The sequence below is a fragment of the Sorangiineae bacterium MSr11954 genome, assembly GCA_037157815.1.
GTDB classification, from domain to species: Bacteria; Myxococcota_A; Polyangia; order Polyangiales; family Polyangiaceae; genus Pendulispora; species Pendulispora albinea.
The window spans coordinates 5,818,846-5,832,079 of sequence record CP089984.1 but is presented as its reverse complement, the minus strand read 5'-3'; the positions used below and the strand labels follow the sequence as shown (position 1 = coordinate 5,832,079).

General features: G+C 66.0%; 13 protein-coding genes. 1 reads left to right on the top strand and 12 read right to left on the bottom strand.

Annotated elements, in window-relative coordinates; translation table 11 throughout:
- Nucleotides 1-118: 118 nt before the first annotated feature.
- The 12 genes from LZC94_22405 to LZC94_22350 all read right to left on the bottom strand — a co-directional run bounded on the left by LZC94_22405 (nucleotide 119) and on the right by LZC94_22350 (nucleotide 11,699).
- Nucleotides 119-424 (bottom strand): hypothetical protein, encoded by a 306-nt coding sequence (locus tag LZC94_22405; GenBank protein ID WXB19962.1) that lies wholly within the window; start codon nucleotides 422-424, stop codon nucleotides 119-121.
- Nucleotides 421-1,407 carry a hypothetical protein gene (locus LZC94_22400; GenBank protein WXB19961.1) on the bottom strand — a complete coding sequence of 329 codons (987 nt, stop codon included), beginning with the start codon at nucleotides 1,405-1,407 and terminating at the stop codon, nucleotides 421-423. Before LZC94_22400 ends, LZC94_22405 begins: the two co-directional genes overlap by 4 nt.
- A gap of 16 nt (nucleotides 1,408-1,423) precedes the next feature.
- The gene (locus tag LZC94_22395) at nucleotides 1,424-1,918 is read right to left on the bottom strand and encodes a hypothetical protein (GenBank protein WXB19960.1); all 495 of its coding nucleotides are present in this window, start codon (nucleotides 1,916-1,918) and stop codon (nucleotides 1,424-1,426) included.
- A gap of 37 nt (nucleotides 1,919-1,955) precedes the next feature.
- Nucleotides 1,956-3,335, bottom strand: a complete 1,380-nt coding sequence (locus LZC94_22390) for a hypothetical protein (protein WXB19959.1) — start codon at nucleotides 3,333-3,335, stop codon at nucleotides 1,956-1,958.
- Between the two features lie 59 nt (nucleotides 3,336-3,394).
- Nucleotides 3,395-3,886, bottom strand: coding sequence for a hypothetical protein (locus LZC94_22385; GenBank protein WXB19958.1), 492 nt, complete (start codon nucleotides 3,884-3,886; stop codon nucleotides 3,395-3,397).
- 633 nt (nucleotides 3,887-4,519) lie between these two features.
- Nucleotides 4,520-6,019, bottom strand: a complete 1,500-nt coding sequence (locus LZC94_22380) for a glycosyltransferase family 39 protein (protein WXB19957.1) — start codon at nucleotides 6,017-6,019, stop codon at nucleotides 4,520-4,522.
- A 46-nt stretch (nucleotides 6,020-6,065) separates the two neighbouring features.
- Entirely contained in the window at nucleotides 6,066-7,223 is a 1,158-nt protein-coding gene (lpxB, locus tag LZC94_22375; protein WXB19956.1) for a lipid-A-disaccharide synthase, read from the bottom strand.
- On the bottom strand, nucleotides 7,220-8,188 hold the full coding sequence (locus LZC94_22370; protein ID WXB19955.1) for a matrixin family metalloprotease: 969 nt from the start codon (nucleotides 8,186-8,188) through the stop codon (nucleotides 7,220-7,222). The genes lpxB and LZC94_22370 overlap by 4 nt, the downstream gene beginning before the upstream one ends.
- Nucleotides 8,178-8,858: a hypothetical protein gene (locus LZC94_22365; GenBank protein WXB19954.1), complete on the bottom strand. Its 681-nt coding sequence runs from the start codon at nucleotides 8,856-8,858 to the stop codon at nucleotides 8,178-8,180. The genes LZC94_22370 and LZC94_22365 overlap by 11 nt, the downstream gene beginning before the upstream one ends.
- 19 nt (nucleotides 8,859-8,877) lie before the next feature.
- Nucleotides 8,878-9,939, bottom strand: coding sequence for a ketoacyl-ACP synthase III (locus tag LZC94_22360; protein WXB19953.1), 1,062 nt, complete (start codon nucleotides 9,937-9,939; stop codon nucleotides 8,878-8,880).
- A gap of 136 nt (nucleotides 9,940-10,075) precedes the next feature.
- Nucleotides 10,076-11,059, bottom strand: a complete 984-nt coding sequence (locus LZC94_22355) for an NAD(+)/NADH kinase (GenBank protein WXB19952.1) — start codon at nucleotides 11,057-11,059, stop codon at nucleotides 10,076-10,078.
- A gap of 7 nt (nucleotides 11,060-11,066) precedes the next feature.
- Nucleotides 11,067-11,699 carry an NUDIX hydrolase gene (locus LZC94_22350; GenBank protein WXB19951.1) on the bottom strand — a complete coding sequence of 211 codons (633 nt, stop codon included), beginning with the start codon at nucleotides 11,697-11,699 and terminating at the stop codon, nucleotides 11,067-11,069.
- 61 nt (nucleotides 11,700-11,760) lie between these two features.
- On the opposite strand from LZC94_22350, the gene LZC94_22345 reads away from it, so the two are divergent.
- A complete protein-coding gene (locus LZC94_22345) occupies nucleotides 11,761-13,209 on the top strand; it encodes a serine/threonine protein kinase (GenBank protein ID WXB19950.1) in 1,449 nt (482 codons plus the stop codon).
- The last annotated feature ends 25 nt before the right edge of the window (nucleotides 13,210-13,234 follow it).

Genomic DNA, 13,234 nt, shown 5'->3' with positions numbered 1-13,234 from the left:
TACGCAAAACGAAAGCGCCGGGCGTGTCTTCTCGACACCCGGCGCTTTCGTGAGACTTCGGCTTGACCTCTTGACCTGCGGCCCGACCTGTCCGCGGGTCACCTTCGAAGACGCGCCCTCAGCACTTCTTCATGCAAGCTTCCAGCTCCTTCAAAATGGGGCCGGTGCAACCCTTCATGCAGCTCTTACACTCGTCCGAGACCTTGGACTCGTCCTCTTCTTCTTTGGGGCACGGCTTCTTGCAGGTGTCTTTGGCGCACTTGCCGCTCGACTCCGCCATCTTCTTCTGGCAGCTCTGCGTGCACATCATCTTGGGCGTGGGGTTCTGCGCGTGAGCCTCGGGCGCGCTCGTGCCGAGCGCGATGGCGCCCAGCACGGAGACCGTCACGAATGTGAACGCGGTAGCGATTTTGGATCGAATCATCTTGCACCATACGGTTCGGATTCATTGGGACGCGCACCCAACTCACCCAGCGAGACGAGGGTCCCACGTTCGTCCTTCGTGTTCGCGAGCGCGATTTGGATGCCCTCTTTTACATAGATCCGATGCTTGCCCGGATCGAGCTGTTGGTCACCCCAGCCGAGCGGCATCCATCCCGCCTTGCTCATCTCCGCATCGTAGAAATCGCGGACTTGGTCCTCGCTCGCCGCGCTGCGGTAGACGTGTGTACCGAACGGGCTCGTCGCGATCTGCGCCGAGAGCAGCCGCTGCGACTGCGGCGGACGCGGGATGCCTGCCGGATCGCTGCCCGGTGCATCCTCGCTCCCGTTCGGCGCGAAGGCGTCCATGCGGAAGTGGTCGTCGGTCCAGGCGGTGAAGACGGTGGAGTGCCCATCCTCGTTCGGCCGGATGTAGACGTAGCGCACCTTGCCCAGCGCGCCGAGGTCGTGGGATTCCTGGAACTTCATGATCGAGTCGGTCAAACTCTTGGACGATTCGGAGCCGCGCATGAAGCAAAGAAGCGCGCCCTCGCCCGCACTTTCTTTCCGGTAGACCCCGAGGTCGAAGGATCCGCCGAAGCGCGTCTCGACCTTGGGGATGCCGCCCAGGGTCTGGTTGGCGAGGTTCGACCACTCCTTGCCGAGGCTGTCGTCGCTGGTGCGGCAGAACGACTCGTAGGTGTTGAGGATCTCGTGCGCGCTCTTGTCGCTGGAGCCGACGGCGAGGACGATGTTCTCTCCGTTCAACGTCATCGGCGTGGGCTGCTTCAAGAACTCGGCGAGCGGCAGCATGTCCCGCCCCATATGCAAGGTGCCCTCCGAGATACCGGCGTGCGCCTTGTGCACGCCGAAGAGTCCTGCCACGCCGGCTACTACGCCGACGTAGGCCGCCACCCGCAAGCTCCCCCGCATCGGTGCAAGTGCCTTGGCTTTACGCCACGCCGTCATCGCGATTGCAATCATCATGGCTGGACTCTCCGACTCAGAAGAAGCTGCGTTCCTGGAAGATTTGCTTGGCGAACCCGATCATGCCGGCGATGCCGCTGGCGACGTGCCGCTCGTTGCACATGCAAGCCGAGTGGTGGGTCTTGGTGTCTCGGAGGCTCCCGGCCGACTTGTTGATGCCCTTGGCCTGCACGCCCCTCGCGTCCTCTTCGTGCGCGTTGAACACCATGTTCAACTTGCTCGAGACACCGCTCGCGTCCTTTGCGCCTTGTCCGCGCGAGCTCGAGGAGAGCGCACCGTCGGCGCTGCCGTCGGACCCGCTCTGACCGCTGCAGCCGTGCGAAGCGTACGTGAGGACGGAGCCACGCACTTGCTGCATGGCCTCCATCTTCGCGCGGCCGATGTCGTGGAACCAGTACATGAACCCGAGGAACGACACCATCACCGGCAGGACCAGCGCAGCCTCCACCATCGCTGCGCCGCGCTGCCTCGTCTTCGCCCTTCGAGAGTTGTTCTTCGCCGTGTGGGACATGGCCGATCTTCCTTCTTTGCGTGCGTTCACGATCGCCTCAGTGAATCGGCCTATCGCCGCCGGTCGCGAAGTTGTTGAGGTCATTGATGCCGTTGCCGACGTCCGTGCCCGTGAGGACCGCGGAGACCGAGCCGTTCATCAGCTTGTCGAGCGCGCCCGCCATCTTCTGCCCCGCGGCGCTGTTGCCGAACTGTCCGGCCACGTAGTTCTGGATGTTGCCGGCCATGAGGAAGCTCGTCGCCTGGCCGAGGAAGTTGTTGCCGAACGAGGGGGCTCGCACCCGGCGCAGACGCGCGCGCCAGTTCATGTTGAACGATGCCTCGCGCAGCTCCTTGTCGTAGCACTCCTTGTTCTTCCAGTCCTTCGTGCAGTCGAAGTAGTACTCGGCCTGCGCGTAGTAGATGCGCTTCTTGGGAGGCTGCGACTCGGTGGACTTGCCCTTGTTCTTCGACATGCTGACCCGCTGCTCGTAGCGGCCGTTCTCGTTGTCCTTGGCGTTGATGATCAAGCTCCACATCTGGAAGTAGTCGGAGCCGTTCTTGACCTTCGCGTCCTGGCTGACGAGGTGGATGTCCTTGCGGTTGAAGGGTTTGCCGTCGCAGCCGATGCCCATCAAGCTCCGCGGATCCCACACGCTGCGCTTCACGGGGAGGAAGCCGATGTAGCCTTTGATCAAGTTGAGGACCTGGCCGATGATCGAGCTGATGGGCGCAGGGATGTACGTGTAGACCAGATCCTTCACCACGTTGAACGAGCGGTCGCAGAGGTAGTCGTTCTTCTCCGCGTAGACGGGCAGGCCGATGGGCTTGTCGCTCTGGTTGATGCTCTTCACCGGGATGAGCGCCGGGGTGATGAGCACGCCCTTCAAGGCCACGGTGTTCGCCTCGATCTTGTACTTCTCCGCGATGGTGAAGGAGCTGACCTCGGCCACCGCCGGGAAGCCCATCTGAATGACCGTCTCCAAGGCGCCGAGCGCCTTCATGACGGGGTCGATGCCGCCCGCGTACTTGGAGCCGACGTCGGCGATCGTGTGGCCGATGCGGCAGGCCGGCGCGCCGATGACGGCGTTGGGGCCGGGCACGCCGATGCAGCCGAGGAAGGGGACCTTGCCCCAGAGCATGACGGCCGCGATGGCGATGAGCGTGTCGGCGATGAGGCAGAAGAGCACGTACACGATGGTGAGCGCGAACATGATGAGGTTCAGCGCCGAGATGTAGTTCATGCCGCGCGCGTGCACGGTCGCCGCGGAGAAGACCGCGTGATCGGCCGCCTCCATGGCGGTGTCGCGGATGATGATCGCGTTGGCGATGCCCAGGATGAACCAGAGCGCGCCGATCAGCGATATGGACATGAACAAGCCCATGATCATGATCGCGCCTTTGTCGTCGCCGACGAGGTCTTTCTTACCCGAGTCCATCGCGTTCTCCCTTGGCATGGCCCAACGTCCAAATCCCCCTGCGAAACAGGGCATGGTTGCTACTCGTTGCATCCGGCCCCCTCGTAGCTGGCGCCCTGGTGGGGGAGCACGATGGTCTCTTGCATCGGCCGGAAGCCGGCCATCGGGCAGACGATCCAGCGGCCGAGCGGGACCGAGCACTTGTACAGAGCCTTCGACGTGGTCGTCACCGGGCCGTACTTGTCCGAGCCCGCATACTGGACCCGGGTGCTCAAGCCGCCGAAGGTGTTCTGCCACACGCCGGCCCCGAGGCCGTCGCGCAAGGCATCCTCCACGTCCGACTCCCGGCCGTTGTCGTTGCCGCTCATCGGCGGGTTGCACCGGCTCTTGGTGACGATGGCCGCGCGGGCCGCCGAGAACGCCGCGTGCTTGAACACCAGGTGCGCCGTGTACAAGTGCGCCACCTGCATGAAGGAGAAAAACGTGATCCCGAGCGGGATGATCGCGACCACGAATTCGGCTACCACCGCCCCGCGGTCTTCCGCGATCAGCCTCTTCAATCCCGTCTTCATCCTACCCTCCGCTCCTCTTCGCGTTTGCGTTGCAAGACTTTGTTCGAAGCTTCATTCGTCCTATGGCGTCGGTTTCAGCATGGCGTCACGCCCGTTGCGGTAGTCCTGGAGCATCTTGATGCCGCCCGCCGTGAGGCCCGCAATCGTGGGGATTGCGACGAACACCAGGAGGAGCGTGTATTCCACGACGACCGCACCCAGGTCATTCCGACGTAGTCTCGCGAGCTGCCTGCTTGTAATGCGCATCGACGTCTCCTTCTCCCTACTGGTTATTTGTTTACACATCCCGTGCCAATGAGAATCTTCCCGCATTGGCGGAACTTCCATGGGTTCGTGACGAAAAGGGGTCAAATTTCTCGAGAATTTTGGCGGTAGGAGAACGTCCCGTGAGCCGGATCATCCTGGATCCGATGACTGGTGCTTCGTTCATCCATGCCGTGCTCCCGAGCGCCTCGAACCCCTTGATTTTACGTCCATTCCCGCGCTCAGGTCGCCGCCAAAATCGGTCGTCCAGGGGGTTATTTTGGATCCAAACCTACATGTAGGCACTGTCTGCGGGCGACCCGCGATATGCCCTTAGCGCGTCCCCTGGAGACGCGCGGCCATGCTCTGAGACGCCTCGGGCCTCGGGATTTACGAGCGGGCGCGCGATTCGAGCAGGGTGACGATGAAGGTTCGCGCAATGCGTCCGTCGCGCAGGACGGTGACGCGCGAGCGGCGGGCGACGCTGTGATTGGGCAGAATGGCGCGCAAATCCGGGTCGAAGCGGTTGTCGGTGACGAAGAGCACTTTGTCGGCGCTTTGCCAGCGGGCGCGCGGCTCCCAGGTGTCGAAATCGTCGCGGATGGGGGTGGCGCACCCGACCCGAACTTGCGGGCCCAGGGCGGCGTGCATTTGGGCGCAGATCACCCAATGCGGCCCGGCGGCGACGATTTCACCGCGCATCGACTCTTCGCCCACGATTTCGCGGATGGCGCGGGTGGCGTCGGACCAGCCGTACAATTCGTTCGATATGTCGTATTTGGGATCGCTCTTGGCGGGGAGGAGCCGGGTGGCGTTGGGCACCAGCACCCACGCGTGCGCGCCCACGGTGAGCAACGCGCCAAGCCCCACCGCCGCCGCAGAAAAGCGCGGAAATTTGCGGAAGAGCGCGCCGTCTTGGCCGGCGTCCTCGTAGCGCCGCGCAAAGTGAAGGGGCAGGGCGAGCAGCGGGGGCGCCAGCCAATGGGGCTCCGCGACCCGGCTCCAAAGGCAGAATGGAACCAAGAACGCCAAGGGGAGGGCGGCGCTGCGAAAGAGCAGCCCCGCGAGGACATCGTCGTGGCGGTGGCGGACCAGATCCACGAACGCGACCGCGGCCAGCACGGCCAGGAGCGGAGAAACATAGAGCAATTGCCCGCCGAGGACCTTGCCCACATTGGCGAGCGAAGGCCCGGAGCCCGCCTGCGTCTCCACCAGCCGATGGTGGAGCATGGGCCAGCCGGTGCGGGCCTCGAAGAGCACCACCGGCACGAAGGCCACGGCGCCGATGACCAGCCCCGCCCAGGGCCAAATGGTCTTGGCGTGGGCGCGGGCCGCGCGCGAGGCGTACGTCCAGGCGAGGGCCGCGAGCAAGAGCAGCCCGCTGACCTTGGCGCAGGCCCCCACGCCGGCGATCAACCCCGCGCCCACGAACGACGCGGCGGCGGCGGCGCTCGAGGGCTTCTCGGTGAGGGCGCGCGCGGCGATGCCGAGGGCGAACACCCAGGTGAACGCGAGCAGCAAGTCCGGGGTCATCGCGAAGAGGCCGACCGAAATCTCCGGGGTCACGGCCACGGCCAGCGCGGCGACCAAGCAGCCATCGCTCGAGGCGCCCATGGTGCGGGCGGCGGCGAAGATCATCCACGGAAAGAGGGTGGCCATGAGCGCCGTTACGAAGTGCGCCGTGGACGCCGCGGGCGCGCTCCCATTTCCGATGGTCTGCGCAAAGAGCCCGATCAAGCCCGGATGATCGAGGAACGCCGGCGCCGGGTGCAGGGCGTACGAGGCATAGAGCGCCTCGCTATCGCCGTAACCAACGGTCCGCGACGCGAACAAGCGGACGGCGAGCAAAAGGATCGACCAGGCGAAGAGACCGTAACGTTGACGATTCATGGTTTCACGAAGCGCGAGTGACTGCCCGTACGGGGAGACAATGGGGTCACGAGAGCCAAGGCGCGAGCATGCCAGCCACCTCTTTCGAGGGCGAGCGCGGCAGGCCCAAAATGGACTCGATCTCGTCGCAGGCCTTGAGCAGCTCACGCCGGGCGCTCAACGTGGCCGCGAGCGCCTTGGCCACGTGCGAGACATCGGCCTCGCGCTGCACGAGCTCGGTGAAGGCGGCGCGCCCCAGCAAGATGTTCGGCAGCGAAATGCGTGGCGTGGTGAGGCAGGTGCGGGCCACGAGCTCGGTGACGAGCCCCGTTCGATAGACGATGACCGGCACGGCCCGCGCGAGCGCGGCCTCGAGCGAGGCGGTCCCCGAGGCCGACAGGGCCGCGTCGAAGGCGCCGAGGATGGGGGTGGCGCCCACGTAGGGATCGACGGAAAAAATGGGCACGCGCGAGATCAGGGACAGATCGCGAACATACGCTTTGGTGCGCGGATCCAGGCTGGACGCGAGCAAAATGCGCCCATCGAGGCTCGCCCGATCGCTGCGCACGCGCTCGTACGCCTGCAGCATGATCTGCAAGTGCGCGCGCACCTCGTGGGGGCGGCTGCCGGGCAGAATGGCGACGGCCGACGCATACGGCGTGAGCCCCAGCGCGTCGCGCGCGACCTTGCGGTCCATCGCCTGCGCCTCGCGCGCCGGGTGGCCGACGTAGTGCGCGTCGACCCCCGCGCGCTGCCAGAGTCGCTCCTCGAAGGGCAGAATGACCGCCATGCGGTCGATGAGGCGCCGGAGGGTTTGCGCCCGGCCCGCGCGCCATGCCCAAATTTGCGGGGCGATGTACCAGAGCACGCGCACCCCGGCCGCGTGCAGCCGCCCCGCCAAGAGCGTGTTGAACTCGCTGTAGTTGACCAGAAACGCCGCCCGCGGACGGTATTTCTTGGCCGCAGCCACGATGCGCGTGTGCGCCAGGGCGATGGGCAGCGCGCGCATCGCGACCTCGGTGATGCCCAGCGCCGTGATGTCGCGCAGGTCGGCCACCAGCTCGACCCCGGCAGACTGGAGCGCGGCCCCGCCCAGGCCAAAGGCGCCTTGCGCGCGCCAGTCGACCATCGGGCCGAGCTCCGTCATCACCCGTGCCGCGGCGCGGTCCCCCGAAGCTTCCCCCGCTACGACGAGCAGACCGCCCCGGGCTCCGCGACCGCTCATTTCCGCCGCAGAACGTTTCTTCGTCGCACGAAGCCCGCGGTGAGCACCATGCCGAGCGCCGCGAAGAGGCCGGTCGTGCTTGCGCCAGACGTGCTCGAGGCTTCCAAGTCGGAGCGGGTCGCGCCGATCGAGCAGCCGCCGCCTTTGTCGCCCGACGCCTCGTTGCACTGGACGGAGAAGCCGTGGCGCGGGGTGGGGTCGCACGCGTCTGCGCCCACGGCGCGGCCTTCGCTGGTGGCGCGCCGGCCGTACTGGGCGCCGGGTTGACCGTCGGCGGACAGGTAAATGCTGCACACGCCCGCGATGTCGTCGGGGGCGAGATCGCGCATGTCCTGGGTGCCCGCGTTGTACTTCGGGGTCATGGTGGCGTCGGCGTTGCTCGAGTGCGCCAAGCCGAGAAAATGCCCGACCTCGTGGGTGACGATGCTGTCGAAGTCGTAGCCGCCGGGGGGGACGGGGTTCGCGACGGAGAGCACCTGCTGGGCGGTGTTGATCTCCATGTCGGCGTCGAAGATCTCACCGCTCTCGGGGTTGTAGACCACCGTGGTCAGGCCCAAGGTGCTGGAGCTGTCGGTGTGATCCCAGTCGGCGTCGCGAAAGACGATGAGGTTTTGGTTCGCCGCTTTCTGGTTGTAGCGAACCTCGGAGCACGCCGCGTTGTCGAGCTGGCGAAAGTCGAGGGTGACCTTCTTGCCGGCGCCGCAGTCGACGTTCGTCCATTTGTCGAACGCGTTCCGGACGATCGTCTGCACCGTGTTGAACGGGATCTGCTTGGTCCCGTCCTTCTGCAGGCTGTAGCCGACGCAGACGTTCTTCCAGTAGAGCGGCTTGCCCGCGGTGCAGCACGCGCCCGAGCAGTTCTCGGTGGTGGTGCGGCAAAACGCCGCCGCGTCCCGAGCCGAAAAGGAAGTTGTGAGGAGCGCGCTCGCCGCGAGCGCCCAGACCGCCGCGCGCTTATTTCGCATGCAGTCGTCCCCACGCGCCGGCGACCGTGCGGATCGTTTCGTCGAGCGGCCGCCCGGCGATGGCATCGCGCGCGAGCACCTTGCCGTCCTTGGGCACCACGGGGCCGGGGACGGGGGGCGGTGGAAGAACGGCGCCGTGACCGTTGCCGATCACGAGGCGTTTGACCTTGGTCTTGGCGTCGACCGAGACCCCGTACTGGCCCTGGCCGCGCGAGGTCACCATGTACAACCCGGGGAACTTGGGATCGGGGCGGACGAAGAGCAGGGTCGATTCGCCCACGTGGAGCACGGCCTCGCCGTCGACCAGCTGACCGACGTTCCCGATCACGCCACCCAAGGTGACGATCCAGGCCTCGGCGCCGGTGCCCAGGTCGCCCGCGATGGCGTTGTCGACGTGGACACGCGTGTACGTGTAAATGCGTCCGTTTTCCCAAGCTGCGTATTGCTCGACGGGGGTCATTACCCCGGCGCTGACCGAGTCTTGAACCAACGAGTCGAACGCGATGCTGATGGAGACGGACGCGTGCGCGTCTTTTTCCCCTGCGAACGCCGCGAAGAGTCCCAAACCTGACGAGGTCAAAGCCAAGGCAAGAATCGCCGCCGTGCACGTGCGGTGCGCCCGATGCGACTGGTGCGCCCGATGCGACTGGTGCGATCGTGTACGTGTCATAGGCAGGACCTTAGCACGCTCAGAATCGGAAGAAAGCGCAGCCCCAATGGATGCCCGCGCCGAGCGCCAGCACCATGGAAAGCTGTCCGCGCTTTAGATTTCCAGCGCGCATCTGCTCGTCGATGAGGATCGGCAGGGTGCCGGCGCTGGTATTTCCGAAGCGGTCGATGTTCGACGGGAGCTTCTCGGAGGGTACCCCGAGCTGATCACGGATGTAATCGTTGATGCGCTTATTGGCCTGGTGCGCCAAGAACCAGTCGATTTCGTCGAGCTTGACCCCTTGCTGCTCGCACAGCGCCCGCGCGGTCTGCGGCAGCTTGGTGACGGCGAAGCGAAACAGCTCGCGGCCATCCATGCGCGGGACGTGCTCCTGGTTCTCGTAGCTGTCGGCGCGCCAGTAGGGGCGCGCGCGGAAGCCGCCGCCGGGGACATAGAGAAGCTCGGCGGAGCGGCCATCGGAGTGGAGCTTCAACCCGCGAAGGCCCGCGTCGCGATCGGTCGCACGGAAGATGAGCGCGCCCGCGCCGTCTCCGAAGAGGACGGCCAGGTTGCGGTGCTTGTCGGCGCGCGCGCGGTCCTCCGGGGACGCCTCGCGAGCGCTGTTGGGATCGAGCACGCTCCAATCCTCCCAGGGCATGAAGCCCGCGTGCGCCTCCGCGCCCACGAAGAGGATGGTCTTGGCCGCGCCGGTTTGAATCAAGCCATCGATCATCTGCAGCCCGAACAGCATCGCCGCGCACTGCTGGCGGATGTCGAGGGCCGCGACGCCAGGGATCCCGAGCTTCGCGCCAAGGAGGGCGCCCGAGCCCGGAAACACGTAGTCGGGCGTCATGGTGGCGAACAGGATGTAGTCGATGTCCTTCGCCGCGATGCCCGCCGCTTCGATCGCGCGCTTCGACGCTTCGAACGCCAGATCGGACGGCCCCGTACCGTCGGGCGCGAAGTGGCGCTGACGGATGCCGGAGCGCTGGTAGATCCACTCGTCCGATGTGGACATCACCCGAGCGAGATCGTGATTGGTTACCGGTGCGCCCGGTACGTAGTGCCCCGTCCCGATGATCTCGAATCCAATTTTCGCCATGCTCGCGCCCGGGGATCTAGCCGAGCTCCGACGAAATGGCGAATCTTTCCCTCGTCACATCTTGGTCAGGTTCTCGTCCGCGTTCACCTTTTTTCATGAACATCGCGAAGGTTGCGGCGCCCGCTGCCGGGTGACATCAACTGCCATCGCGGCGCGTCAAGCCGAGGACGGTGAGCGTTTCATCCGATCGACGCATCACCAACCGGTCCCCCATTCCGACATCGTGCACGATGTGCAGCCCATCGAGGAACGCCTTTCCCTCGCGGATCTTGCAGTGAATCGAAACCGTGCCACCGTCTTCCACGAGGCCCATCGGAAGGCGCAACGAGCCTCCCAGGCGCACGTACGCTTCGCGCACCACGAACTGCAGGCGCTTCGAGGAGAGCGGCAAAACGTTCCCGCCCGCGCTTCGTTGCGCTGCGGTCGAGCCTGCGGGCGGCCCGATCCAGAGCCCGCTCGAGCGCTGGTCCTCCTCGATGAACTCCCCGTTGGGATGCGTGAGGCGCAAAATGTAACGCGTGGTCGCAGCCGGGCACGAATGGCAAAAGAGCAGCTCGTTCAGCACGCGCTTGTGGATGCATCGATCGTTGAGCTCCACCTGCATGCGCGCGAGCTCCGTCTTCGGCAAGGTCCCGTCGAAGGCACCGCGCAACGCTTCGAGCACGCTCCCTTTCGCGGCCGCGCAGAAGAAGCCCACGGAGCTCTCGGGCGCACTATTCACGCCAAGGAGCGGGACGCCGGGGCCCACTTGATGGGACGCGGCGAGCAAGGTTCCATCGCCGCCCACGGTGAGCACCAGATCGAGCCCCTCGCAGCGAAAGGGCGCGCGGGGTCCGATCTGCACGGTGACCTCCGCGCCCAGGGCCGAGAGCGCCGAGGTGACCTCCTGCATGGTCTCCTCGTGCGCCTCGTGCGACTTGCGAAGGCGCATGACGGTGGGATCGCCGCGGTCGAGGAGCTCGCGGATCTTCGCGTCTTTCTGCTCCTCCACGAAGGTGCGGTACGAGGTGCGTTTGGCCAGGACCAGCACGCGCCGGGGCTCGTTCGGGGCATCCACATGCTTCGGCGGCGTCTGCTGCGGCTGCGAGATGATCGGCGGCTTCCCCACGGTCGTTGTCATTGGAGTTCTAAGGCCGAATCAGGAGGTCGGCGAGCCTGCGCAGCGCAAGTTCGGTTTTCGCGTCGCGGAGCTTGCCTTGGCGCGCCAGATCCAGCGCATCGCGAAGGGGCACGAGCGCGATGGCGGCCTCGCGCTCGAGCGCGGAGCCATCTTCGGTCGGTTTCTGCCTTTCGTTCGGGTCGACGGGCACATGAAAGAAGATTTGGCGCTCTCCAATGAATCCAGGGGCAGGATACGTCCAGGGCCCCAATTCTTCGAGTGCCGTTTCGGAGGCGGTGATGCCCAATTCTTCGGCGAGCTCCCGCACCGCCGCCGTTCGGGGCGCTTCATCGGGCTCGACCAGCCCAGCAGGTACCTCCCAAAGCTCGGGGGACTCGCTGGGCTTTTCCCGCAAGACGATGGGCGGCCGCACACATGACCGCAGAAACACCCGCACCTCGCCGTCAGGGGATGTGTGGTGTGCTAGGATAATAACCGCGTCCAGCGCACGACGACCCACAATGTCATATGCAAAAGGCTCGCTGCTGGAGCCATTGGGGTAGTGGGCGACGAGTTGAAAACTCCGGATCGAGAGAAAGGAGCCAGGCGCCGCGCAGGCCGCGTCGGGCGCGACCGCGATGCGAATCGCGGGAAGTCTCATCGCGACGAGTGTACCATTTCGAAGGGAAAGCCCTGACAGCGCCCGGTGGAGCGTACCTTTCATGCTTTTTCCGAACGAGGGCCAACCCTCTGCCATCGGTGGATTCGAGGTGCTCGAGCGACTCGGCTCGGGGGGCGCCGGACAAGTGTATCTTGCACGCAGCAAAGGCGGCCGCCTGGTGGCCGTCAAGGTGCTGAGCGACAACACCAAGCAAAAGGCCGAGTCCGAAACCCTGGCGCGCGAAGCATCGCTGTGCGTTCGGTTGTCGCATCCTGCCATTGTCCAGGTGCGCGCGCTCGTCGAGGAGGGCGGGGTGGCGGCGCTGGTGTTCGATTACGTCGAAGGCGTCGCGCTCGGGCGCCTCTTGCGCTTTCTCTCCACGCGCGGGGAGCGGCTCGCCGATCTGGCGGGGTGGCACATCATGGAGCGGGTGCTCTCGGCGCTCGACTACGCCCACCATCAGACGCCGCCCATCGTGCACCGCGACGTGTCGCCCTCCAACGTGCTGCTCGATTGGACGGGCGACGCAAAGCTCACCGACTTTGGAATGGCGAAAATGCTCGGGGTCGCGTCGACCACGCAGCTCGGTCTGGTGAAGGGGACGCTCGGGTGCATGTCGCCCGAGCAAGCCCGCGGCGATCCGGTCACCGAGCGCGCCGATGTGTACGCGGCCGCGCTTCTGGCGTGGCGTCTGGCCACCGGCTTCGCCCCCTTCGCAAAGTACCGAAACGATGAGGTCGAAATGCTCCGCGCGATGAAAAATCCGCGGCTCGCGCCCCTCTCGGCCCTGAGGCCCGATCTTCCGGAGAGGCTGGCGGACGCGGTGGCCGCCGCGCTCGCGCCCGATCCCGAGGCGCGCACCCTCTCCGCCGAAGAATTTCGCCGCGCCATCCGCGAGAACATCGACACCGAGCCGGGACGGCAGGAGCTGCGCGCGGTGCTCCAGGCCGCGCGCGAGGATCTTGCACGCACCAACGGTGCGGCTGCCGGTAGCGGAGGGGTGTCGATGCGATCGAAGACGAGCTCGAAAGGACGAATGGTCACGTCGCGTTATGGGGAGGCGCTGGCTCAACGCGACGGCGGCGATGGCGATGGCGACGAGGGTGAGCGCGAGGGCGCGCTGGCGCTGCGGCCTTTTTCGCCCGAGTCGGTGCCGCCCGTGACGGGGGCCACCCCGGCGCTGCCAGCCTCATTGGGCGCGCGCGGAGGCGAGGGCGCCTTCGACGGTGAAGGCCGTCGCGAGGAGGCCGATCGCGCGCTTCGCTCGTCGTTTCCTCCGGCGTCGGGCGCGACGGGTGCTCTGCGGCTCTCGGGGATGTCGCGGGTATCGCGCACGAGCCTCACCAGCGTGGCGGCCTCGCAGTCGGCCACCTCGCGGCTGTCCCTCGGGATGCTGGGGATCCCGGGGCGCCGGCGTCCGTCGCGCTCCCACGTGGTGGTGACATTGCTGTTCGTTGCCTTCATTTTTTTCGTCGCGGGGCTCGCACTCGGGCTCGCCATGCATCGGTAAGAGGTAAGCTCGTAGGAAGGCTCGA